The organism is Clostridium tagluense, assembly GCF_003865095.1.
GTDB lineage: Bacteria > Bacillota > Clostridia > Clostridiales > Clostridiaceae > Clostridium_AD > Clostridium_AD tagluense.
Genome location: NZ_BHYK01000003.1, coordinates 57094 through 79679 on the forward strand (window position 1 = coordinate 57094; position 22586 = coordinate 79679).

Here is a 22586-nt window from a genome sequence, read left to right on the forward strand (position 1 = left end):
CTACTGTACCAATATATCGTTAAAATATATATGGGATGCTTTTCCTTTTGTTAAAATAGGATCTATACTTTTAATTAGCTGATTCTTTATAGCATCAACGCCTGTTGCACTAAAGTCCGTAGTTTTTTTTGATCTAAGAGCCGCAATGACTACATCCCTAATTATGGGTGTTTTTGCTGTTAGTTCTGCTTCTAACTCCTTATTTTCTTCATACCCAATAACAACCTTCACCTTTAGATAACGCTTTCCATCCTCATCCATTAAATTCACTAAAAATTCCTCCAATGGGAAAGTTATTTCATTACTTTCCACAACTTTAACTACTGTGGTCTTGGCACCTGAACCTTTTTGACCCACTATATACGCAGCTGCGGCTGCACCGCCTACTACAATTAATACTAATAGAATTATAATAATTATTTTTAAACTATTTCCTTTTTTTGGTTTTTGTGTTTTTTCGCTCATTTTTTAGTAGCCTCCTTTTCACTTGCAACAATTAATATATTTACTCTTCTATTTAATGCTCTGTTTGTTTCATTAATATTTGGTACAATAGGTTGATATTCAGCGCAAGCAATAGATTTAAATCGCGCAGGATAGGGTTGCTTCTTAACTGTTACAAAATATTCAAGCACATTTAAGGCTCTAGCAGAGGATAATTGCCAGTTGTTTTTATATTCAAAATTGCTAATTGGTAAACTATCCGTATGTCCCTCTATTACAATATCATTAGGAAGAGTAGATATTAGACCATTTATTGAATTTAACACTGGCTTACTATTATCTATAATTTCTGCTTTTCCACTTTGGAACAAAATATTTGCCTTAAGTTGAATAATAACTCCCCTGCTATCAGATTTTATCACTACCGTACCCTCTAGTTTTTGCTTTTTTATAAAGCTTTGAACCTTTTCATATATGTCTTGTGTATCTTTACTTGGTGTTGTGGTTGGCATTGGTTCCCCAACTAATGGAACTTCTCCATTTTTTACATTGAACTCTAAGATACTAGTTCCAGTTTCACCTGTTAGTACTGATTGAAGTGAGGATGCAATTTGTTTGAACTTAGCTGCATCAACTGTGGAAAAAGAATATAATAATACAAAAAAAGTAAGAAGAAGTGTCATTGTATCTGCAAAGGTAGCTAGCCAAGCATCCGTTCGCATCTCATCTCCACCATTTTTTTTTCTAGACATTATCTGTCACCCTAGCTGCTTTAGCTTGCTCCGCAGTAAATTTAGCTCTGTCAACTGGTGATAAGTATGATGTCAATTTTTCTTCAACAATCCTTGGATTTACCCCGGATTGAATTGCAAGTATTCCCTCAAGCATCATTTCCCGATTATTTACTTCAATACTAGATTTATAATTTAGATTTTGTGCCATAGGAACCAATATTAAGTTTGCCAGTAGTGCTCCATAGAATGTAGTTATTAATGCTTTTCCCATACCAGAAGCTAGGGCTGAGGAATCACTTAGATTTGCAAGCATTTGTATAAGTCCTATAAGGGTACCAAGCATACCAAAAGCTGGTGCATAAGCTGCCCAAGCTTTTAACATATTCGCTCCATCGCTATGACGTCGCTCCATCTCTCCTATTTCTAGTTCCATAATATCCTTTATTGCTTCAGGTTCAAGACCATCCACCACCATTTGGAGCCCTTTTTTTAAAAACTCATTAGTTAATTGTACCATTTCATCTTCAAGGGATAAAAGTCCCTCTTTTCTTGCTTTTTTAGATAGTGTTGTAAAGCTATTAATAATCTCAGAGCTAGATGCTGTACTCTCTTTAAAAGATTGTATAATGACCTTAAACACTTTATTCATAGCTCCAATAGGATAAGCTATTAGCAGTGCAGCAAAGGATCCCCCTACTGTAATTGCTATTGAAGCAGGATCATAAAATATTTTTAAACTAGTTCCACCAGATGCCATCCCCCATAAAGTTAAACCAAACCCAATTACAATTCCAATACTGGTCAAAAAATCATGTTTTTTCATGCCACTGCCCCCTATACCTTACCAGTAAATATCCTGTTCTTATATTTTATTATTTTATCAATTACTGCCTCTGTGCTCTCAAGTACAATATACCTCTTGCCGTTTACTAAAGTTATTAATGTTTCTGGCATTGTTTCAATTTTTTCTATAACTTCAGCATTTAATATAAATTCTTCTTTGTTTAAGCCTGTAAGTTTTATCATGGGAACCTCCTATGATTTACGATTTACAATCCAGTATTATAAGCTATAATTCAAAAATAACTAAAATTAAATGAATTTGGTAAATCTCAAATACTTTTAGTATTTGAGATTTATTACAAATTCACTTTAGAATTTCTTACTTTATACTATCTCTTTAACCCTATTATATCCTGTAATATTTCATCTCCTGTACTAATTGTCTTACCTGCTGCTTGGAAGGCTCTGGTTGCAATTATCATATCTGTAAATTGCTCAGCTAGGTCAACATTTGACATTTCAAGCATTCCTTGAAGCATATCACCGTAGCCTGCGCCGTTGTCTACAACACCAGCATCCGTAGCACCATCAGCAGGAACTACATTCTTTCCCGTTCTCACTATTGCAGCCCCAGAGTTAGAAGTATTTTGATATATGTTTCCCCCAACTTTAGATAATCCTGCTGGATTTTTAAATGAAGCTACAGCAATTTGTCCTAATATTGCTACTTTACCACCCTCTAAAACAGCTTTTATTACTCCATCTTTTTCTATAGAAAAGGTTTTGACTCTAAAATCACCCCCAAGAGTAGGAGGAGTAGTAGTATCATCAGCAGGAACACTAATTTTTTCTGGTATAACAAGAGGAACTAGTGTTGCGCTTGGAGTTAAAGTTGTGCTATCTGCATTAACATAAGTTAGAGTGGGCGAAGTTGGTGGCTCAGTAGTTGATTTAGACAAGTCATAGTCTACACTTGCATTTGTACCATCACCACTACTAATAGCATAACCTAGTACTCTTAACCCATCAGAATTTAATAAATTACCGCTCTTATCTAAAGTTAAAGCACCGTCTCTCGTGTAGAACAAATCCGTTCCGCTAGGAGGACTTGCTGTATGTTCTGTTGTATTTATACCCACACCCAGATCATTTGTAACAGGTGTTCGACCTTTAGCTACCATTAAGTACCCTTCTCCATCCATAGCAACATCTAGGTTTCTAGATGTTGGTTGCATCCCTCCTTGGCCTACCAACGTATCTATTCCTGCAACTTGTACTCCTAGCCCTACTTGCTTTGGGTTAATTCCTCCTTGACTTGCTCCTGGAGCTAATGCTTGAGACATATTTTGGCTTACCATATCTTGAAATCTAACTCTTGCACCTTTAAAAGATGTAGTTCCACAGTTAGCTATATTATTTCCTATAACATCTAGTTTAACTTGATTTGCTTTCATTCCACTTATTCCTGCATATAATGATCTTAACATAATATTACCTCCATTTTTTTGTTTTTAGCTAAATTCCAATAGATTTATAATGTAATTATAATTTTTTAGTGATGACTTTGCTTCTGTATTTCCACAAAGTTAAGCTTCCTTAAAGGTCCAGCTTATATCATAACTACACTATCTATATTGGTTATTATATTTATTTCGCTTTGATTTTTGTCTAAAGCAGTAATTACAGTCCTATTTTTAATACTGGTTATAAGTGCCATATCCTTATATAATATTAAGGATTGCTTCGCACCTTTGTCCTCTGCGATATTTATTCCTTGGTTAATCTTCTCCATATCAGTAGCATCAAAATCAATATTTCTACTATTAAGCCTTTGTGCTGCATGAGAGGATATGGTGAAACATTCTTCTTTTTTTATCTGTTTTTCTAAAACCTGTTTAAAATCTGTAATTTCTTTATTATCTTTAACCTTATTTCCTTGCAGGTTTGCATAAGAATAATCAGAAAAATCTTTTGCATCGTACAGCTTACCATTTATCACTCTATATGACATAATATCACCTTACTATTTCCCATTAGATACTTGCTGTTGTACTTTTATTATATCAGCATAATTTATATCCTTGGAAATTTCTTGTCCATTTTCCTGGCATGCAATAGTTAAATTAACACCGTTTGTACCCCTGAAAACACTTTTAACTATACCAGTATAGTTTTTACCATCTTTTCCATCAGCATTTTTTGGCGCCAAAGCTTCCACCTGTTTGTCCATTAAACTTACTGCACTTGAAAAACTTGTGTTTCCATTTATATAATCTAATCTATAATCTGGTACATCTAAAATATCTGACAAAGTGTCAGCTGGAAAATTTTTCATGCTCCCATCTGTAAGTTGTACTGAAAGCTTATTTATACCTGCTTCTTTATAAACAGCCTTCACAATGCCTCCATATTGCACTCCCCTTGCATCATAACTACTAAGAGCTACCATCTTACCCACTAGTGAAGAAGATGTTGAAAAAGCCACAGTGCTATTTAAATTTGTCATCTGCTCCAGTGTGGCAAATTGAGCCAATTGAGCTACAAATTCTGTACCATCCTTACCCTTAGTTGGATCTTGGTTAGAAAGTTCTGCTGAAAGAATTTTTAAAAAAGAGTTTTTGTCCATCTCTTCACCCTTTTTAACAATCCTAGTCCCTCTGTTAGTTGCTCTTGCTGCACTATCTGCTTCCGTCTTCCCTGATTGAACAATTGCAGTACCATTTTCCGTTATTTTTTGTGTTTTCCCTTGTCCACTGGTAGTAATTGCGCTACTTGGTATAATTTGAGGTGCTATTATTGGTCCATCTATAGCCACATTTGTCACTCCCTTACATTTTTCTTGTGCAAAATATTAATTTATTTTTAAACAAATTTATTTACTTGATTTTCTTCTATAGAATAGTTATTGCTTATAGAAATATCTTCTTCCTCTTCTAAACCCATATTTGTACTTGTGTTATTATTTTTATTCCCATTGTTATTTTTCTCGTTTGAGTTGTTATTAAAAAATGTAGAGTCCTCATAAATATTTATATCTAAGCTTTGAATTTTAATATCCATATTTTTTAATTTATCACTAATATCCTGGATATTTTGATTTAACAAATTATAAGTGTCTTTATTTTGAGCTGATACACTAGCCTTCATTATCCCACTTTCCATAGTAAGCTTTATAGTTATTTCTCCAAGTTCCTTAGGATTCATTTTTACTGTTAAATCCTTAATATTATTAACTTCCATGAATTTTATATTTTTAATTACATCTACTGTAAAATTACTTTTATCAATGACTAAATTAACAGCTTGTACCTTAACTGTGTCTACAGTTTTTATAGCTTCAAATTGATTCATAAAATTAACTGCTTTTGATATTTTCATTTCATCCTTATCTTCGCTAATCAAATTACTAAGAAAACTTTCTTCTGAGGAACTATTCCCTGAAAATTTGCTTCCATTTTTATAATCATTTGAGCTTTGCATTTGGCTTTTAGGAAGAATTTCAGAACTAGTCTTATTACTTAGTTCCATTACCTTTTTTAGGAGATTATCTTTTATTGATTTGTCCTCACTATTTTCGCTAAGAGTTGGGACAGTAGGAACTTTTAACTCTTCTACTACAGTCGTTAGTTTTTGTAGCACTTCAATTATTTGAGAAGGCACCACCTTGTCTGATTTTTCTAGCAGCCCTACTATTTCACTAAGATTACTTTTTAACATAATCTTTGCATCAGGAGTTAATTGCTTTATCCCAATTAATTGTTCTATGTCATTTGATCCTTTTGGTTTAATAGGATTAAGTTCAATTTCCTGAGGTATAGCTACTAAAGTTTCATTCCCTTTTGATTTTTCTTGCAACGCGCCTATTTCACTAAGACCGCTTTTAAAAATATTCTTTGCATCAGGAATTAATTGCTTCGCGCCCACTAATCCTTTTGATTTTTCTTGCAACGCAGCTATTTCACTAAGAGCGTTTTTAAAAATACTCTTTGCATCAGGAATTGATTGCTCTGCCCCCACTAAACTTTCTAAGGTAATAGGATTAAGTTCATCCCCACCCTTAAGATTAGCTGGAGTTTCCTCTAAACTTTGAAGTAGATTGTTGAAAAGTTGTAGTAACTGCTGCATTTGAGCCATCTGGTCCCCAGATTCTTCACCCACAGCTTCCTTTGAAAGTTTCTCAGTGTTTTGCTTTAGTAAACCAATAGATTTTTCTATGATATTAACTATCTTTGCTTTTACTTCATTATTATCATAAGCGCTGCTTAAATCCTTTGGGGCACTAGCCTTCACTGTGGTTTTTTCAACATCATTGCTCTGATTTTTGTTATTTACTTTATCCAAGCTTCCCTTATTGGTTTTACCTAAATTTTCCTCTTTATTGTTTTTTTTCTGGATATTTTCATTTGAAAAATTCTTAGAATTCAATTCATGATTATCTAAAACCTTTTTAAATTCTTCACTTTTATTTGTTTGTTTTGGAGCATCAACTTTTTTAGAAGTAGCATATGTCATGACATTATTTACGTTCATTTTTTTCACCTCCCCTCCTTGTGATTATTTCTAATAAAAGCATAAAGTGCAAACTCATCATTAGTTTTTTGTTCTATTAAATTCTGCTCTTTTAAAAAAGCTCTCTGTTGATTTTCTTTTAAAATCTCAACAGTCTTCTTTTCAACTTGACATTGTTTCAATTCTTGTCTTTTTTGACCTAGAATTTCTTCTTTGCCCTCTAAAACTACTGCGGTTTCGTCAATAGCCAAATTTAGAGCATTTAAATAATTTTGTTTCATTTTCTGCTCAACAACTGATTCATATGAATCTATATTTCTATAGATTTCATATTTTCCCTTCAATGTATTTAGCTGGTCCTCCACCAATTCTTTTTCTCTTTGTGCTTCTTTAAATTGGAGTTTGCTTTTATCTTCAATATCTTTTCTAATATCAAGAAGCTTTTGCAATCTAAACTTATATACATCGCCCAATTTAAAACTCCTCTCTAAGAACCTTTTTAAGCACCTCTATATGAATCTTTAATTAAATCATCACCTAGGTTTATGGAATATCATTAAACATGTTTTTCAGCAATTCTAAGCTAAGGTTAAAGTCTGTAGTATCATTTATGCCCTGCTTTAAATAAGACTCTATGCTATCATTATACTTAATTGCCTTGTCAATTTTTTCGCTACTTCCCTTTACATAGGCTCCAATATTTATTAAATCTTCAGAATCTTTATAAGTTGCCATAAGCTCCCTTGCTGCTGAGGCAGCTTGCTTATGGTCTAATGTTGCAATTTCAGACATTAACCTACTTACACTACTTAAAACATCAATAGCTGGATAATGGTTTTTTGAAGCTAGTGATCGAGATAAAACTATGTGTCCATCTAGTATACCTCGAACAGCATCTGCTATTGGTTCATTAAAATCATCACCATCCACAAGTACTGTATAAAAAGCTGTAATAGATCCCTTGAGTGACATTCCACTACGCTCCATTAATTTAGGTAACATTGCAAACACTGATGGAGTATAGCCTTTAGTAGCCGGGGGCTCTCCTATAGCTAGTCCAATTTCTCGTTGTGCCATGGCAAATCTTGTTACTGAATCCATCATTAGAATGACTTTTTTTCCTTGATCTCTAAAGTATTCTGCAATAGCTGTAGCTGTAAATGCCCCCTTTAACCTTACTAGGGCTGACTTATCAGAAGTTGCACATACAATAATTGATTTTTTCATTCCTTTTTCGCCTAAGTCTTTTTCTATAAAATCCAGTACTTCTCGTCCTCTTTCTCCAATAAGTGCTATAACATTTACCTCTGCTTTTGCTTCTCTTGCTATCATTCCAAGAGTTGTACTCTTGCCTACTCCACTACCTGCAAAGATACCAATTCTTTGCCCCTCGCCACAAGTTAAAAAACCATCAATGGCTCTAATTCCAGTAGGTAAAATCTCTGTTATTCTACGTCTTTTTAGAGGATCTGGAGGGGATGCATTAAGTGGATAAGTTGTGTATTTGCTAATTTCAGGGCCTTTTAATGGATTACCTAAGCCATCTAGGACCTTTCCAAACAATTCATCTGAGCATTTAACGGTCAATGGACTACCAGTTGGCACTACTATGCATCCTGGCGATATGCCCACTAGTTCCCCAAGTGGCATTAGAATTACATTTTTATCTCTAAATCCAACAACTTCACAGGTTATTTCCTCATTTGATATATTATAAATTTTACACACTTCACCAACAAAAGCCGTTATTCCTTGAACTTCAATAGTAAGTCCTATAACATTAACTACCACACCTTCGCAGTAAGTGTAGTTAATATCAGGAATTTTATTCATTAAATACTCAAAATTCAGATCTATCATAATAGTTCTCGCCCTTCTAAATTTGTATTTGCTCCTGCTGAAAAATTTCTATTATTTTTTCTATACCGTAAGATATACTTACAACACTTTTACCTGTATCTTTTTCAATAACAGCAGTTCCATCGTCTAAAAAATCATCCTCTATTACAAATATATCCCCTTGAAAAGCAAGTCTTCCTTTCCAACTTTCAATTTGATCCTTTATGGCAGCAAAATGCGAACTATTACTTTTTATAATATAAGATTTTATATTTCTTTCATCTTTTATACAATTAAAAATCATTTCGTCTAAGGCATTTTTCTCCAGGACTTCTCTTTTTAAGATATTTTCAGCTATACTTACAACTAAGGCTTTTATATGTTGTTCTTTTTCTATTAAATAATCATTATACTCCGCTTTTGCTGCAACTAATATAGAATCAGCATCCCCTCTAATTTTCTGAGCCTCCTGACTTGCCGCTTCAATAGCTTCATTATAACCATTTTCATAGCCTTCCTTGTGTCCTTCTTCTATCCCCTCTTTAAATGCTAGTGCTTTTGCCTCTGCTGCATCTACAAAAGCTTTGGAAATAATTTTCCCACTTTCTATTTGTGCATTCCCTACTATACTACTAGCTATATTCTCATAGCTAGTAATATTTTCTATTTTGGTTTCATGATTTTCACCCAACTTTTCTCCAACAGAAGACCCACTTAACTGAGTGTTTATTTCCTTATTTCCCTGATTTATAACTCTTGAATTTTTTATAACATTAAAGGATGAGCGCATCTTCGCCACCCCTTGAAAGTACAATTTCACCAGCTTCATCTAACCTTCGCAAAATACCAACAATTTTTTGTTGTGCTTTTTCAACATCCATAAGTCTAACTGGTCCTAGGAACTCCATGTCTTCTTTTAAAGATGCTGCGGCTCTCTTAGATTGATTTTTGAATATGCTATTTGCCACTTCTTCTGAACAGCCCTTTAATGCAAGAGATAAGTCTTTAGTATCTACTTCTCTTAAGATTCTTTGTATTGCAACATCATCCAAGGTGATAATATCCTCAAATACAAACATAGATTCTTTAATCTTTTCTGCAAGTTCTGCATCTTCTCGCTCTAAACCCTCGGTAATATTCTTTTCAGTAGTTCTATCTACTTGGTTTAAAATACCTACTAAGGATTCGATTCCACCAACTACAGTAGTATCAGTTCTAATAACAGAATATAATTTTGCATCTAAAACTTTTTCAATTTCTTTAACAACCATAGGAGAAATACTGCTCATAGTTGCAATTCTAAAAGATACTTCACTTTGCAAATCCAGTGGCAAAGCTGACATTATCTGCGCTGCTTTATCTTGCTGCATGTAACACATAATAAGTGCTATGGTCTGCGGATGCTCATTAGCCATAACATTCAAAAGTTGATGTGCATCTGCTTTCCTTGCAATAGCAAAAGGTCTATATTGTTGAGTTTCTTCCATAACCTTGTCCAATATCTCTTTTGCCCTTTGGTTACCAAGTGCTTTTGAAAGCAAATTCCTTGCATAGTCAACTCCACCTTCTAAAAGGAAATCCTTTGCCTTATTCATTTCCATAAATTCATCTAAAATTGCCTGTCTTTGATCAGCTTTAACTGAAACTATATTAGCAATTTCATAGGTTATCTTTTGGATATCCTTTTCTGGTAATTTCTTTATTATACCTGATGAAGCGTCTGGGCCTAAGGTTATAAATAATATAGCCGCCTTCTGAATCCCTGTAAGTTTTTCACCTTTAGCCATTATTTATCACCTCTCATCTTCCGTCAGCCAAGACTTAATTATTTCCGCAACTTGTTCTGGTTTATCTGCCGCGTACTTCTTAACTTGTTTTTCCATATTAGATTTTTCATCGTTAACTTCAAATTCAATAGGAGCAAAAAGCTCTTCCTGCTTTGGAGAGATATTATCTCCAATTATCATATCAATGCCTTCAGATGCTATTTCCTTTTTCTTACTAGACCTACGAATTACAAGAAGCAATATAATAAATAATAAAATAGCTAAAACTCCATATCCAATACGAGTGTATGTCACTTTCTTTGCAGCTGCTTTATCAGCATTTGCTATATCTAGCAGTGCCTTTTCAGCCTGCTTTTTACTATCACTATTAAAATACATTCCTTCTACACTTATAGAGTCCTTTCTTCCTTCAGAGTACCCTATAGCTTGCGCAACTAAATTATTTACAGAAGTTTTAGTATTTTGATCTAAATTACCGTCTAATACAACTGAAGTAGTAATTCTTTTAATTCCCCCAGGTGCCTTCACTAGATCTTCTTCTGTTTTTGAGTTCTCGTAATTTTTTGTTGACTCTTTATTCACAATGGTTCCATCCTTAGTAGTTGTAGGTGAAGTGTTTTTTGAAGCCTCATCTACAGGACTAGTGGATAAGCCAGTGCTAGTGCCCCCATTCCATGTCTCAATGTCATGTGAACTCACTACTGCTCCCTTTTTTTCATCATATGTAATATTTTTTCTTTGAATTGCATCAAAATCAAGCTCTGTATTAACGGAAACTCTTACTCCGCTTTTATATATAGGCTCTAGGACCTTCATTATTTTCGTTTCTAATTCCTTTTCAATTTGCGCTTTTAATACTTGTTGCTTATCTGTAGAACCAGTTAAAGTATCTTTTTCTTTATCATATAAACCCTCAGTCAAAAGCAGAAATTTATCAGATACTATACTTACATTTTCCTTTGGAAGATTTTCTACAGCTCCGGTTAACAATGCAACTATTGCCTTCACCTGCTCACTAGCAAGTTTAGTATCTGGCTTAAGTTTTAATACAACAGAAGCACTAGCTGGCTCTGTTTCACGAACAAAAGCTGTGTTTTCTGGTAAAACCAAATTAACCTTAGCTCCTTCAATTTCAGGAAACGACTTAATAGCTCTTTCAATCTCTCCAGCGAGTGCCCGTTGATACATAATTTTAGTTTCTGTATCTGTAGGTGCCATTTTCCCATTATCAAAAAGTTCAAATCCTTGACTTCCCTCTGTAATCTTAACCTCTGACATAAGTTCCATTCTAAGGCTATCAATATCCGCCTTAGGCACTAGTATAGAATTACCAGTTACCTGATATGTAACTTTTTTTTCTTTTAACTTAGCTACAATAGCACCTGAATCCGCTGGTGTCATATTTGAAAATAACACATCATACTTAGTTTTCGATGCCACTACTATAAAAGATCCAAGGGCTACTATAATCACGCCTGCAAGTAAACTATAAGCTATTTTTTTGCTTTTACTTAATTTACCAAAGCCTTGCGAAATTTTATTCTTCATTTCAAATAGCTTACTCATATGCTGCCCCCCTTACTATATCTGCATTCTATTAAATTCCTGATAGGCATCCACAAGTTTATTTCTAATTTGTACTGCTAGTTCCAGTGACAGTTTCGATTCTTCTGTAGATAACATTACCTTATGTATATCCTCTTCTTCACCCTTTAAAAACTTTTGAGTAAGGTTATCTGATTCTATTTGTTTATCGTTAACCTCATTTAATTTTTCTTTTAATGTATCCAGAAAATCAGTACTTTTATTTTCACCCTCTACAGTATTCTTTTGAATTTCATTAAATATTTTCGTATTATTAACATAAGCATTAATATTCATAAATCACTCTCCTATTTACCGATTTCTAAAGCTTTAGAAAACATATTTTTTATAGCATTCATAGAATTTACATTTGCCTCATATGCTCTTGTAGACGCAATCATATCTGCCATTTCATTTAAAATGTTTACGTTTGGCATTTTCACATACCCGTCTTTATCTGCATCTGGATGGGATGGCTTATAAACGCGCCTTAAAGGTGACTTGTCATTTTCAATACCAACAGCCTTTACCCCTTTAAAACTATCTTTATACATGCCTGTAGTTTTATCTAATTCTTGTTGCAGATTTTCTTGAAACACAGCTATTTTTCTTATGTATGTTTGTCCATTTTCTCCCCTAGTGGTAGCTACATTTGTTACATTAGACGCTATAGTGTCCATCCTTAATCTTTCTGCTGTGAGTCCACTAGAACTTATTCTCATTCCCCTAAAAACATTATTCATTTGTACTATTTCCCTCCTCCTATAATATAACTTGTAAGTGAATTCTTACTATTGACTTGCTTAACCAGTGCGTTAAACATTAATGTATTTGCCGCTTGATTAGTCATTTCTGAGTCTATATCCACATTATTTCCGTCTTGTCTCATACTGGTGGACTCGTCCTTTTTTACTGAAATATCGGAGCTAGTGCTTCCGGTTTGCATATGTTTATTATTGTCAGTTTTTAATGTATCTTCACCCATGCTGTCATTTAATGTGTCTTCAAATGTAACATAGAACTTCTTATAACCTTTTGTATTGATATTTGCAATGTTGTTTGCAATAACTTTACTTCTAAGCGCCGAAGCATCCATACTCTTTTTCAACAAGTTATACGTATTTTCGCTTACTGAATTCCCAATTATACCCATAATTCTCATCTCCCTTCATTTACCATTAGACATATAATATGAAAATCATTCTTAAAATCTTATTTTTTACTAAAAATAGCTAAATTTGTTTTCATATCTAATATATATATAATTATATACTATTTTCTTATATTCGTGAATGTTTTCTTTTCTATTTTTTATAAATTAGATTAATTTTAAGATTCAAACTGCCCTATTCTGCTGTTAAAATGTATGTTTCGAAGGTTATGTTTCTTGTTAATGATTTTTATGAAGTCTATTCTTTGTTTACAAGCTTCTTTTATATTATACATTATTGTAGTAATTTGTCTATTAATTTAACTATATTATACAAAAAAAGACTTGATTTTCATCAAATCTCTTTTTGTCGATTTTATATTTAATAGTACCCCAAAGCCTAAATAACTCGTGATAACTGTGCTTTTTATCTAATTTTAATATTGTCAAGTATTCTTAATTCATACTATGATAACTTGTTATATTGAACCATCATAGCATTTCCAGCTTATATAAGAACATTATACTCAAAATTTTCCATCATTGAAATGCCTCTAATATATCATCTCATCCTGTGGAAACATATTTAAGTAATTTTCATAAGAAGCCATAGCATCTACTTCTGATATCCTACTACATGTTAAATTTCTATATAGCATATACAACTTTAAATGAAGATCTGGATTAAGGTGTTTAACTTCAACCATTTTTTCATATATTAAATCTTGAGGAGATATTTTGCTCCTGGCTTCAAGCAAACTAGAAAGAACCTTTTGTAGTCCTAGAACTTTCATTTTTAAGTGCGGAGTAGAGCAAAGGCTACTAATTCCTTTTAACTCTTCAATAATTTCCTGCATTGTTTCAACGCTAATTGAAACTTGATTATTACTACTCATGTATATCACCTCTCTTAGTTTAAATAATTTATAAAAATAGATAATTCATCGTATCTCTATTGAATTATCTATTTTATACAAAAGGAGACTTTATTTTCATCAAGTCTCCTTTTGCGGCTATCATATTTGACAGTATCCTAAAACTCAAAGAACTCATCATAACTCAGTTCTTTATCTACTTCTAACATTCTCGAGTACTCTTAATGCATCCTGTGGTAACTTGTTGGATTGAGCCATCATAGCATTTCCAGCTTGTATAAGAATATTGTACTTAGAATATTCCATGATTTCCTCAGCCATATCCGCATCTCTTATACCACTTTCAGCAGATTCTATTTTATCTGCTATGGCAATTGTGGAATTATAACTACTTTCGAATCTGCTACCTAAGGCTCCATATTTACTTCTAGCGCTGATGATTGTATCAAGTGCTTTGTCTACAAGTTCCAGTGACTCATTTATTTTGTCAACATCTACATTAGTAACTAACTTTCCAGTTGCATCTTTAGTCTTAAGGTCTAGGCCTTCTGCAGTTAGATTATACCTTGGTATTTTAATTATTTCTCCTACGTTATCCCCTATAGAAGTTTCTATAATCTTTGGCTCCTTATTATCCTTATTAACTAAAAGCTTAACTCCATTAAACTCAGTATTATTTGCCATGTCATCTGCGCCATCTAACATTTGATTTATTTCTTTTTGAATAACAGCTTTATCCGCTGGGGTTGTAACTCCTCCAGCTTGTACTAATAGCTCTCTAACTCTTTGCAAGCTACTTGTAATACCTTCAAGGCCACCTTCTGTAGTTTGAATCATGCTAACTCCATCTTGAGTGTTTTTCGCCGCCATTTGAAGGCCTCTTATCTGCATTCTAAGTCTCTCACTTTGAGCAATTGCATTAGGGTTTTCTTTTGCACTATTTATTTTAACACCAGAAGATATTCGGCCTAATGCTCCACTTTGCTTAGTAAGATTCTTACTGTATTCTTTATATATGTTTAAAGATGCCATATTCTTACTCAATCTCATAAAATCAACTCCATTAAAATTTTTTATTTACTGTCTATTTTATCATATCGGATACATTGAACTTTTCTTTAGGAATTCCGATGGATTCCTCTATGCCTATTTTCAACATTAACTTCTTTATAGGTTAATACTATAACTGAAATAACAATAATATATATTGCCGCTCTTAATTTAAATGATTTATAAAAATAGATGATTAACAAAGCTATCATCTTCACTTACTTCAAAATTAGATAGTTTTATTAATAATCCATGCTGAATTGTTTATTGTCTTACTTGCTACTTCGTTTAAATAGTTAATAACTTTATATAAATTTTCTTTTTGTTTTGATTAAAAACACCCCAATAATTCATAAGCTATACCCTGCAGTAAGGTATTCAAATTGATTATTAGGGCATTTTGATAATTTCCACACTACTCATCTCTTTTCTCATACCCTTAACTTCATTCTTCAAATTTTCCTGCTGTGCTGATAAAACATCAGTTTTATGCTCTAAACCTCTCAATATTTGAGTATGTTCTTCTTGGGTTATCTTAATTGATTTCATGTCACCTTGCATTGATTTTAGGATATCCAATATTTCCTTATCCATAAATTCACCACCTAAATCTTTTTCTGTTATTATATCATATCGGAGCTAAGGTTAAAATAATAAATTATATTTTTAAAAAATCATTAATATTAATATATTTAAGTTTCGCACTACCAAAACACTATGTTTCAGCACATGGAAACTTATCTTACCCATTGATTTTATTCATGTTTAAATAAAGGTTGTATTATCATGCGACAAAGTTTAAACGAAATTGATGAAATTTTTACTAATCATAATTCAGATGGGCATAGAGGTTATTTTTAAAGGGTGTAAATGGTATTTAGAAACATGAAAATGACAGTCTGAAAGCTTTGTTGCACAGATAGCTGATATAAGCATATGCTACATTTTATACAATATGCTTATCTATTCAAAGAGAATAAGAGACTATAAAACTACTGGCGGCTTATTTGAATACCATCAAATTCTTATTTAACAAGCGTTTGAGGGATGCGAAACTTGCAAGAAGTCTTGCCGACTAACTTGCTACATGTTATAATATTTTATAGAAAACATAAAACTGAAGCAACATGCATGAAAAATAAAGTTATTACAATTAATAATTGGTATTGTGGCGCCATTATTTTATAGAATAAACCTGAAAATCAGGTAAAATAATATATATAGAAGGGGCTGTTCATATGGTTAAATTAAATAAAGAAGAGCAACTAATAGAATTTATTTCATTCTGTATAGAGAATTTCAAGGTAGCACATAGTATGAGGGGAAAAGATGTAGCGAATTTATTAAATGCTAGGTGATATAGTATGACACTCGCAAAGGTGACACAGGAAAATGTGCATATATTCATTCCTTTAAAAGTAGCTAAGATAACAGAGCTCTTAGCAAAAAATAATAATATTAGTTGGAAAGAAGATTTACTTGAGTTTTATAACTCTAGAACTTATACTGTTTTGGAGAAAGAAGACACTAAGTTATGGTATGAAGGTGCAAGCTACCTTTACATGAGGCTCGACATGAAAAAAAACGGATAAAAATTTGATATTTAAATAATAAATTCAGATGAAATTCACAAAAATCTTAATCATTTAAATGGTCAAGATTTTTTTAAATGTATATATCTACTTGTTTCAAGCATTTGAGTATCTGATCCTATAAGCTCTGAAAAATATCTATCTTTAAATAGATGTCCAGTATAATTATATTTTTTATTATAGTATTTCGCATACTTACTACTTATTCTATCTATAAATTGCCCTAACGGTTTATCTTCTGTTTTGATTAATATATGCACATGATTATCCATTAAACAATAGCATATTATTTCATATTTATCGTAGATATACTACTCCATCGTTTCTTTAATCAAAATTATATAATGTACAAAATTCTCTTTATCCTTAAATATGTCATTCCTGTGGTTACCTCTTGCAGTGACATGATAACTTGCACCAGGATACCATTATCTTTTTGTTGTTGGCATAATCAAAACCTCCACTCTATTTCCATATTATTGATTATTGCCAAATTTCCAAAATTTACACCCCTGGGGTGTTTGTGAAGGCTTGCCTGAACTTGCTACTTCTACTTTAGATGGCTAGCAGGTAAGAACCCGTGCCATGTTTGCCCTATAAAAATGAGTATACCTATCCGTAACAACAACAAAATGAGCATCAGCAGCTACTACTTCATCCACTGATACTCATTCTAATTTTTTTCTTAATAATTCCTTTTCTACAACAAACACTACAAACCACCAGATGCCAGGTTACATAGTGAGGGATTTATTCCCGTGCTACTTGTGCATCATTTTCCTTTTTAGTTCCATTACCGCTTCCTTTGGTAGATCAGTCATGTCAACAATATCTTCTATACTATCTCCTCGTTTTAACATTTTTTCAGCTACCTTTATCGCCCTTTCATTTGACCCTTCCTCTTTAGCAGTTTTCATTCTTGTCATTTGGTCATGGATTTCCGCTTGCCTTGATTCGTATGCCATTCTTGCTTTTTCGTTTTTACTCATAACCTGCAATTGATCGTAAGCTTTTCCTATTTCTTCATTCTTTAATGCTAACACCTCCATCACCTCCTTTGATTTTGCTCCTATGAATTCCATCCATTGAGTTATTGCTGCATTTTCATCTTTTTCTACACCTTCTTTTTCAAGTTTTGGAAGTTCTAAATATCTTATCTCTAAGACTTCTGTTAATCTATATCCTGTCTCATCATCTGTAATATGATAGCTTGAGTGTATTTTATTTAGTGGTGTACATTCGAAATCTAGTATATTTATAGTTATGCATTTTTTAAGCTTATCATAAGGATCTCCTGATTTTATTTGTTCTATATACATTTTTGCCCAATAGAAGATTGTTCTTTCCGCCATGTATTCTGTTGGCAATATTTGAATTTCAATGTCTATTTCTTTACCCTCTTTTGTTTTTGCTCTAACATCTAAGATTCCTTTTTTGTCTTGTTTGAATTTTCTTTACAATTCATTATTTATTATTGTAAGTTCATTGAGTTCATCTGTTGGTACATTTAATATTGCACATAGTAGTGCTTTTAATAAATCTATATTCTTTGGATCTCCAAATAGCAGCTTAAATGCAAAATCTATTTTAGGAGACATTATGAAATTATCATCTTCAATTTTTCCTTTATTAGTTGCTTTTCCTGTTACTTTAGCCATTATATCTCTTCCTCCAATTATCTTTGACTATCTTTAATGGTTATATTCTTCCTTACCTTTATTTTATCAGATAATTACATTTTATTCTACACTATTTATTATTCCTCCTTGAATTCTATTTCTCTTATTCAAGGTAATAATATATCTTTGATTTTTCAGTAGTTATAGGTACAAAAATAGCCTAAGACAGATTTTACTCCATCTTAAGCTTATTATGTTTCACTGCATTATTTAGATTATGCCGTGAAATATTTGTAGCTATATTTTCGCTATCCCTTGTGCTGCAATAGCTCTTCATATCTCACCCACTACAAAATAATTTTGCAGTGAACCATTCTTTCTTCCCTAGAAATCGGCACTATCGACATTACCGTCATACTATTTTTTACAATGACAATAGCGTCGGGATTTTAGACTTATATATGTGTTTGCACTACATTTTTCAGTTCACTACCACACCTACTTCTACTTTAGATGGCTATCAGGGCAGAAACTGTGCCCTATTTGCCCTACAAAAATGAGTATACCTATCCACAACAACAAAATGAGCATCAGCAGCTGTTGTTTCAGGCACTGATACTCATTCTAGTATTTTTCCATCTTCTATTCTTCTGCTTTCACTATCTAGTCCTTTAACCTTTGTCGCTAGGTTGTTTAGCTTAGCATTTAGAGCTTCCAGTTCTTCTGAAGTAATGTTTACCTGTTTAGCTTGTTCTGCTATCTGTTTCATTTGCAATAGCTTTGCCTCAATAATGTCAGCATCTTTTGTCTGTACTGCACCCATTTCAATTCCTGCTGCAACTCTTTCTTTAGATCTTCTCTTTCATACATACTATGACCTTATATCCAAATGCTGTCCTACATTAGTGTCTACTACAACATTGTTCACCATTTCTCTTATCGGTGTAGCAGATTCTTTACCAGTATTTATTGCCATTTTCATTACTGCTATTCCAGCTGATTCTTGTACTCTTGATTGACTCATTACCATTGATAGTACTGCTATATACATATGATTACCTCCTGTTTTCTTACATTCTTTCGACATAAATCACCAAATAGCAGGTTACATAGCGAGGGATTTATCCCCGAGCTTGCTTATCTATATTATTGACAGCTTTTACTATTTTAATGCTTTTCTTTTTGCATTATTTTACAAGTACCTGTCACCCTAGTGAGGAGGAAGTTTGCCGAAGAGCTTGCTATAGTTATAAAATATCTAAAGATAAATTAACAAATAATGCCTATATCAAAATGAACACCAATAGCTATTTCTGTAGCCACCGATGCTCATTCCAATATTGTTTAGCTTATCATGTAATTCTTATCTTTAATCTACAATTATGCCATAACATCCAAGTGCTGTCCCACATTAGTATCTACTGCAACATTCTTCAGCATTTCTGTCATCTGCGCCGCAGTTTCTTTTCCAGTATCCATTGCCATCTTCATCACTGATATACCTGCTAATTCTTGTACTCTTGATTGACTGGTTACAATTGATAATGCTCCTATATCCATAGTTATGCCTCCAATATTTATTTTGTTTTACACCCTTGTGTGCTTACGAGTATTTACATTGTTTTACAAGTGCCTGTCACCCTATTGAAGTATCTTTTGAACACTTTCAGCACTTTGCTTTAAAGATGCATACAATATAGAATTACAATTAGCTAGTAAGTCAGTTTTAATAATTTGCATCATTCCGCTTGCCATATCAATATCTTCTATGCCAGATAAAGATTTTGTTAAATTTACACCATTATTAGATGCTGATGTAATATTAGACTGTAAACTATTAGTACTTGAACCTAGACCACTTCTATATGAAAGTACTTTTGAGAGTGCCGCATCAATAACCCCCATAGATTTTTGGGATTTATCTGAATCTACAACTGAACTAGCATCTATACCTATGCTACTCACTGTCATATCCTTCATTTCTAATTTAAAAGTAGTATATGGATTATAATCAATCTGTATTACGAGTGTTTTATCACTATTCATCATCTTTATGCCATTAAACTCTGTTTGTTCTGCTATTCCACTTATTCCATTCTTTATCTCTTGAAATTCCTTATCTACACTTTTTCTATCTTCATCAGTTAAAGTACCATTAGAAGCTTGAACTGATATTTCCTTCATTCTATGTAAAGATTTCACTACTTCATCTAGTGCTCCATCAACTACCTGTAGCATAGAAATTGCATCTTGAGAATTTCTTTCGCCTTGAGATAAGCCTCTTATTTGAGACTTAAAACTTTCAGCTATACAAAGTCCGCCAGCATCATCCGCACCTTTTATAATTCTCTTTCCTGCGGATAGTTTCTGCATAGTACTATCTTCTCTTTTATTTTTTGATGCAACCCTATTAAGAGAATCCATTACACCATACCCATTAATAATCATATACTTCACATCCTATAACTATTCATTTAAAAGTTCTGCTGATTTATTATCGACTTCTATTAGCAAAACTTTACATTAAAGTTTATTTTATTACTTGTCAATAATTAAACCTTTTAAACCAAACCTTCTCGCTTAAGCAGTATTCTAACTTCCTCTTTGCTTAAAATGTTTTCATCTGCTGAATTATAACTACCAACCTCAGCTTTTTTATACTTCTGGTAACCATCACCGCAAGAATTTGAGTGAGCTAGTGGTAATACTGCATACATGTTTCCTAAATCAAAAGCAACTTCGGACTCTTCCATTGTCATAAGTTCTTCAAATTTTCTTTCTCCTGCTCTTAGTCCGATAGTTTGCAAATCTACTTCTTCTCTTTTTATATTAAGCTTATTACAAGTTTCCTCAACTACTACCTCTGCAAGATCATGTAATTTAATTACAGGCATCTTTAATACAAAAGCTTCTCCGCCTATAGATTTTTCACCTGCATCTATAATTAAACTTACTGCTTGACTTAAAGTCATCATAAACCTAGTCATTTCAGCATCAGTAACTGTAATTTTTCTATTTTCTTCAATTTGCTTTTTAAATAGTGGTATTACTGACCCCCTAGATCCCATAACATTTCCAAATCTTACAGCAACAAACTTAGTTCTGCAATTACCTTTATTGAAATTTGCGGCTTGTACTAATTTTTCTGCTAAAAGCTTAGTAGCTCCATAAGAATTAGCTGGGTTAATAGCTTTATCTGAACTTGTAAATACTACGCATTCTACATTATTATGCATAGCTGCTTTTATAACATTTTCCATACCTATAATATTTGTTTTAATAGCTTCACCAGGGTTATACTCACATGCAGGCACATGTTTCATAGCTGCTAGATTAAATACTATATCTATATCATTCATAGCCCTTTCTACCCTTTCATAATCTCGTACATCCCCAATAAGAAATCTAAAATTTTTGCCACCATTAAGTTCATTTTCCATTATAAATTGCTTATATTCATCTCTGCTAAGTATTCTTATTACCTTTGGCTTTTGCACTATAAGTTCTTTTATAAGTCCATGTCCAATAGTGCCTGTCCCACCAATTATAAGAATCTTTTTTCCTGTATAATATCCCATACTACCTCTCCTACTACAATTATTATTATTATTATTTAAATAACTTTGCACCTTTTATCCACTGCTCTGTCTCTTCTATTCCCTGCTCTAGAGTAAACTCTGGCTTCCAATCCATAAGCTCTCTCGCCTTATTATAGTTACATTTAAGTTTCATAATTTCACTTTGTGGATGAATATGTTTTACATGATTTATTTCAACTCTTTTATTTGTTATAATCTCTGCAAGTTCATTAACAGTAACATCCCTACCAGTGCCTGCATTTACTAATTCACCATTTACCTTTTGTGAATAACCTGTCATAACAACAAATCTAGCACAATCCTTAACATAAAGTAAATCTCTTGTCTGCTCCCCATTTCCATATATATTTATATCTCTTCCGTGAATTGAATTGTTTATAAATATAGCAACAACTCCGCCTTCCCCACCAGTCTTTTGAAAAGGTCCATAGGTATTAAAAGGTCTTATAACTACAGTTGGAAGTTTATACGCATTATAATATGAAAGCACCATGTTTTCAGCTGCTATTTTGCTTCCTCCATAAGGTGACACAGGTTTTGTAGGATGACTTTCATCTATTCCACTATCATCTGCTACATCATAAACCATGCAGGTACTCATAAATACTACCTTGCATGGGTAAGTATCCTCCCTCGCATCTAAAACCCATCCATCGCCATCCATTCTTCCATTTTTACCAAACATCTGAACTTTAGCTTTTTCCAAAATATTAAAAGTTCCAACAGTATCATTAAAAAAAGTAGTTCTTGGATCATCTATACTGTCTTGAACATTTATAGACGCTGCTAAATGATATATCAAATCATATTTTTCTTTAAAAACTTCATCTAAAGTCTTCTCTCTTTGTATATCTCCTTTTATAAATCTAAAACTATTATTTCCCTGAAACTCTTGTATATTTTCAAGTCCACCATTTGATAAATTATCTAACGCAGTTATTCTATGACCATCTTCTAATAGTCTTTTAACCACCCATCTGCCTATAAATCCAGCGCCTCCAGTTACTAATATATTCATATG

28 protein-coding genes and 1 pseudogene are annotated in these 22586 nt (G+C 32.8%); 2 read left to right on the forward strand and 27 right to left on the reverse strand.

What is annotated here, in order from left to right:
- The 19 genes from Ctaglu_RS03005 to Ctaglu_RS03095 all read right to left on the reverse strand — a co-directional run bounded on the left by Ctaglu_RS03005 (position 1) and on the right by Ctaglu_RS03095 (position 15349).
- Positions 1–465, reverse strand: coding sequence for a flagellar basal body-associated FliL family protein (locus tag Ctaglu_RS03005; RefSeq protein WP_124997950.1), 465 nt, complete (start codon positions 463–465; stop codon positions 1–3).
- Complete coding sequence (locus Ctaglu_RS03010) at positions 462–1196, reverse strand: flagellar motor protein MotB (protein WP_124997952.1); 735 nt, start codon at positions 1194–1196, stop codon at positions 462–464. Before Ctaglu_RS03010 ends, Ctaglu_RS03005 begins: the two co-directional genes overlap by 4 nt.
- The gene (locus tag Ctaglu_RS03015; RefSeq protein WP_124997954.1) at positions 1189–2001 is read right to left on the reverse strand and encodes a motility protein A; all 813 of its coding nucleotides are present in this window, start codon (positions 1999–2001) and stop codon (positions 1189–1191) included. The genes Ctaglu_RS03010 and Ctaglu_RS03015 overlap by 8 nt, the downstream gene beginning before the upstream one ends.
- A gap of 11 nt (positions 2002–2012) precedes the next feature.
- Positions 2013–2204: a flagellar FlbD family protein gene (locus Ctaglu_RS03020; RefSeq protein WP_124997956.1), complete on the reverse strand. Its 192-nt coding sequence runs from the start codon at positions 2202–2204 to the stop codon at positions 2013–2015.
- 146 nt (positions 2205–2350) lie between these two features.
- Positions 2351–3448, reverse strand: coding sequence for a flagellar hook-basal body complex protein (locus Ctaglu_RS03025; RefSeq protein ID WP_124997958.1), 1098 nt, complete (start codon positions 3446–3448; stop codon positions 2351–2353).
- A 122-nt stretch (positions 3449–3570) separates the two neighbouring features.
- On the reverse strand, positions 3571–3972 hold the full coding sequence (locus Ctaglu_RS03030) for a TIGR02530 family flagellar biosynthesis protein (protein WP_124997959.1): 402 nt from the start codon (positions 3970–3972) through the stop codon (positions 3571–3573).
- Positions 3973–3984: 12 nt separating this feature from the next.
- Positions 3985–4776 carry a flagellar hook capping FlgD N-terminal domain-containing protein gene (locus Ctaglu_RS03035; protein ID WP_185732579.1) on the reverse strand — a complete coding sequence of 264 codons (792 nt, stop codon included), beginning with the start codon at positions 4774–4776 and terminating at the stop codon, positions 3985–3987.
- Positions 4777–4823: 47 nt separating this feature from the next.
- Positions 4824–6491 carry a flagellar hook-length control protein FliK gene (locus Ctaglu_RS03040; RefSeq protein WP_124997963.1) on the reverse strand — a complete coding sequence of 556 codons (1668 nt, stop codon included), beginning with the start codon at positions 6489–6491 and terminating at the stop codon, positions 4824–4826.
- A gap of 5 nt (positions 6492–6496) precedes the next feature.
- Entirely contained in the window at positions 6497–6943 is a 447-nt protein-coding gene (gene fliJ, locus Ctaglu_RS03045; protein WP_124997965.1) for a flagellar export protein FliJ, read from the reverse strand.
- A gap of 70 nt (positions 6944–7013) precedes the next feature.
- Complete coding sequence (gene fliI / locus Ctaglu_RS03050; RefSeq protein WP_124997967.1) at positions 7014–8330, reverse strand: flagellar protein export ATPase FliI; 1317 nt, start codon at positions 8328–8330, stop codon at positions 7014–7016.
- Positions 8331–8346: 16 nt separating this feature from the next.
- Positions 8347–9099 carry a FliH/SctL family protein gene (locus Ctaglu_RS03055; RefSeq protein WP_124997969.1) on the reverse strand — a complete coding sequence of 251 codons (753 nt, stop codon included), beginning with the start codon at positions 9097–9099 and terminating at the stop codon, positions 8347–8349.
- Complete coding sequence (fliG, locus tag Ctaglu_RS03060) at positions 9083–10096, reverse strand: flagellar motor switch protein FliG (protein WP_124997971.1); 1014 nt, start codon at positions 10094–10096, stop codon at positions 9083–9085. Before fliG ends, Ctaglu_RS03055 begins: the two co-directional genes overlap by 17 nt.
- Positions 10097–10102: 6 nt before the next feature.
- The gene (gene fliF / locus Ctaglu_RS03065) at positions 10103–11662 is read right to left on the reverse strand and encodes a flagellar basal-body MS-ring/collar protein FliF (RefSeq protein WP_124997973.1); all 1560 of its coding nucleotides are present in this window, start codon (positions 11660–11662) and stop codon (positions 10103–10105) included.
- 15 nt (positions 11663–11677) lie between these two features.
- Positions 11678–11977, reverse strand: coding sequence for a flagellar hook-basal body complex protein FliE (gene fliE, locus Ctaglu_RS03070; protein ID WP_124997975.1), 300 nt, complete (start codon positions 11975–11977; stop codon positions 11678–11680).
- An 11-nt stretch (positions 11978–11988) separates the two neighbouring features.
- Positions 11989–12423: a flagellar basal body rod protein FlgC gene (gene flgC, locus Ctaglu_RS03075; protein ID WP_124997977.1), complete on the reverse strand. Its 435-nt coding sequence runs from the start codon at positions 12421–12423 to the stop codon at positions 11989–11991.
- Between the two features lie 5 nt (positions 12424–12428).
- Positions 12429–12833, reverse strand: coding sequence for a flagellar basal body rod protein FlgB (gene flgB, locus Ctaglu_RS03080; protein WP_124997979.1), 405 nt, complete (start codon positions 12831–12833; stop codon positions 12429–12431).
- Between the two features lie 551 nt (positions 12834–13384).
- Positions 13385–13726 carry a hypothetical protein gene (locus Ctaglu_RS03085; protein ID WP_124997981.1) on the reverse strand — a complete coding sequence of 114 codons (342 nt, stop codon included), beginning with the start codon at positions 13724–13726 and terminating at the stop codon, positions 13385–13387.
- 171 nt (positions 13727–13897) lie between these two features.
- On the reverse strand, positions 13898–14755 hold the full coding sequence (locus Ctaglu_RS03090) for a flagellin N-terminal helical domain-containing protein (RefSeq protein ID WP_124997983.1): 858 nt from the start codon (positions 14753–14755) through the stop codon (positions 13898–13900).
- Positions 14756–15145: 390 nt separating this feature from the next.
- On the reverse strand, positions 15146–15349 hold the full coding sequence (locus Ctaglu_RS03095) for a hypothetical protein (RefSeq protein ID WP_124997985.1): 204 nt from the start codon (positions 15347–15349) through the stop codon (positions 15146–15148).
- A 644-nt stretch (positions 15350–15993) separates the two neighbouring features.
- Between Ctaglu_RS03095 and Ctaglu_RS03100 the strand changes: the two genes are divergently transcribed.
- Both Ctaglu_RS03100 and Ctaglu_RS03105 read left to right on the forward strand, forming a co-directional pair.
- Positions 15994–16113 (forward strand): DUF3791 domain-containing protein, encoded by a 120-nt coding sequence (locus Ctaglu_RS03100; RefSeq protein ID WP_124997987.1) that lies wholly within the window; start codon positions 15994–15996, stop codon positions 16111–16113.
- Between the two features lie 6 nt (positions 16114–16119).
- On the forward strand, positions 16120–16347 hold the full coding sequence (locus Ctaglu_RS03105) for a hypothetical protein (RefSeq protein WP_124997989.1): 228 nt from the start codon (positions 16120–16122) through the stop codon (positions 16345–16347).
- A gap of 62 nt (positions 16348–16409) precedes the next feature.
- On the opposite strand, the gene Ctaglu_RS25835 is transcribed toward Ctaglu_RS03105, so the two are convergent.
- From Ctaglu_RS25835 to Ctaglu_RS03145, 8 genes and pseudogenes are all read right to left on the reverse strand, one after another.
- A complete protein-coding gene (locus tag Ctaglu_RS25835; RefSeq protein ID WP_307720464.1) occupies positions 16410–16655 on the reverse strand; it encodes a transposase in 246 nt (81 codons plus the stop codon).
- Between the two features lie 453 nt (positions 16656–17108).
- Positions 17109–18005: pseudogene (locus tag Ctaglu_RS03115) on the reverse strand (Rpn family recombination-promoting nuclease/putative transposase).
- A 580-nt stretch (positions 18006–18585) separates the two neighbouring features.
- On the reverse strand, positions 18586–18789 hold the full coding sequence (locus tag Ctaglu_RS03120) for a hypothetical protein (protein WP_233439672.1): 204 nt from the start codon (positions 18787–18789) through the stop codon (positions 18586–18588).
- Positions 18790–18837: 48 nt separating this feature from the next.
- Complete coding sequence (locus tag Ctaglu_RS03125; RefSeq protein ID WP_124997991.1) at positions 18838–19017, reverse strand: YjfB family protein; 180 nt, start codon at positions 19015–19017, stop codon at positions 18838–18840.
- A gap of 329 nt (positions 19018–19346) precedes the next feature.
- Positions 19347–19526 carry a YjfB family protein gene (locus Ctaglu_RS03130; RefSeq protein WP_124997993.1) on the reverse strand — a complete coding sequence of 60 codons (180 nt, stop codon included), beginning with the start codon at positions 19524–19526 and terminating at the stop codon, positions 19347–19349.
- Positions 19527–19607: 81 nt separating this feature from the next.
- Positions 19608–20414: a flagellin gene (locus Ctaglu_RS03135; protein WP_124997995.1), complete on the reverse strand. Its 807-nt coding sequence runs from the start codon at positions 20412–20414 to the stop codon at positions 19608–19610.
- A 113-nt stretch (positions 20415–20527) separates the two neighbouring features.
- Complete coding sequence (locus tag Ctaglu_RS03140; RefSeq protein WP_124997997.1) at positions 20528–21544, reverse strand: SDR family NAD(P)-dependent oxidoreductase; 1017 nt, start codon at positions 21542–21544, stop codon at positions 20528–20530.
- A gap of 31 nt (positions 21545–21575) precedes the next feature.
- Positions 21576–22583 (reverse strand): dTDP-glucose 4,6-dehydratase, encoded by a 1008-nt coding sequence (locus Ctaglu_RS03145; RefSeq protein ID WP_124997999.1) that lies wholly within the window; start codon positions 22581–22583, stop codon positions 21576–21578.
- Positions 22584–22586 lie beyond the last annotated feature (3 nt).